General features: G+C 74.3%; 1 protein-coding gene and 1 pseudogene. Both read left to right on the forward strand.

The genetic code is table 11. The annotated features are described in order from the left end of the window. A pseudogene (locus IE249_RS34585) lies at window positions 1-117 on the forward strand (transcriptional regulator); the annotation flags it as partial. 133 nt (window positions 118-250) lie between these two features. Then, a partial coding sequence (locus IE249_RS39490) for a RibD family protein (RefSeq protein WP_229859960.1) occupies window positions 251-896 on the forward strand: 646 nt, incomplete at its 3' end.

The raw sequence follows: 896 nt of genomic DNA on the forward strand, positions 1-896 counted from the left end.
GGACTCATCGACTGCGAACGCCGCGGCACCTGGGTGTACTACTGGGTGCTGCCCGGCGTCCTGGACCGGCTCGCCGCGTTCCTGACCACCCCGAGGCCCACCGCAGCCACCGCGTGACCACGCCGGGGAGCGTCGAGGCCACCGCGTGACCGCGCCCCCGGGGCCTTCGGGCCCGGCCCCGGTTTCCCGGCCTCGCGGTGGGCCGGGAGGATGGGGGCGTCACCTGCCTGGCCAGAGAGAGCGCGTGCCGATGCCCCACCCCTACGTCCTGTTGTCCGCCGCTGTTTCCCTCGACGGGTATCTGGACGACACCGGACCCGAGCGGTTGTTGCTCTCCTCGCCTGCCGACTTCGAGCGGGTCGACGAGGTGCGGGCGTCGGTGGACGCGATCCTGGTCGGCGCGGGCACCCTGCGCGCCGACAATCCGCGGCTGCTGGTGAACTCGCCCGGGCGGCGCGCGGCCCGCGTGGCCGCCGGGAAGCCGGAGTACCCGCTGAAGGTCACGGTCAGCGCCTCCGGCGAGCTGGACCCGGACGCGGTGTTCTGGCACACCGGCGGGGACAAGGCCGTCTACACGACCGACGCCGGCGCGCGCCGGCTGCGCGAGGCCGGGATCGCCGCCGAGATCGTGTCGCTGGGCGCCGCGCTGGACTGGGCGCGGCTCCTGGAGCACCTGCACGACGTGCTCGGCGTGCGCCGGCTCATGGTCGAGGGCGGCGGGACAGTCCACACCCAGCTGCTCCAGCAGCGCCTCGCGGACGAGGTGCAGCTCGTGCTCGCCCCGCTGTTCGTCGGCGACGCGAAGGCGCCCCGGCTGTTCGGGCCCGGGGAGTACCAAGGCGGACGGCTGCGGCTGGTGGAGACCCGCGTCATCGAGGACGTGGTCCTCATGCGCT

The sequence above is a fragment of the Streptomyces anandii JCM 4720 genome (genome assembly GCF_014650655.1).
In the GTDB taxonomy this organism is placed as follows: Bacteria; Actinomycetota; Actinomycetes; order Streptomycetales; family Streptomycetaceae; genus Streptomyces; species Streptomyces anandii.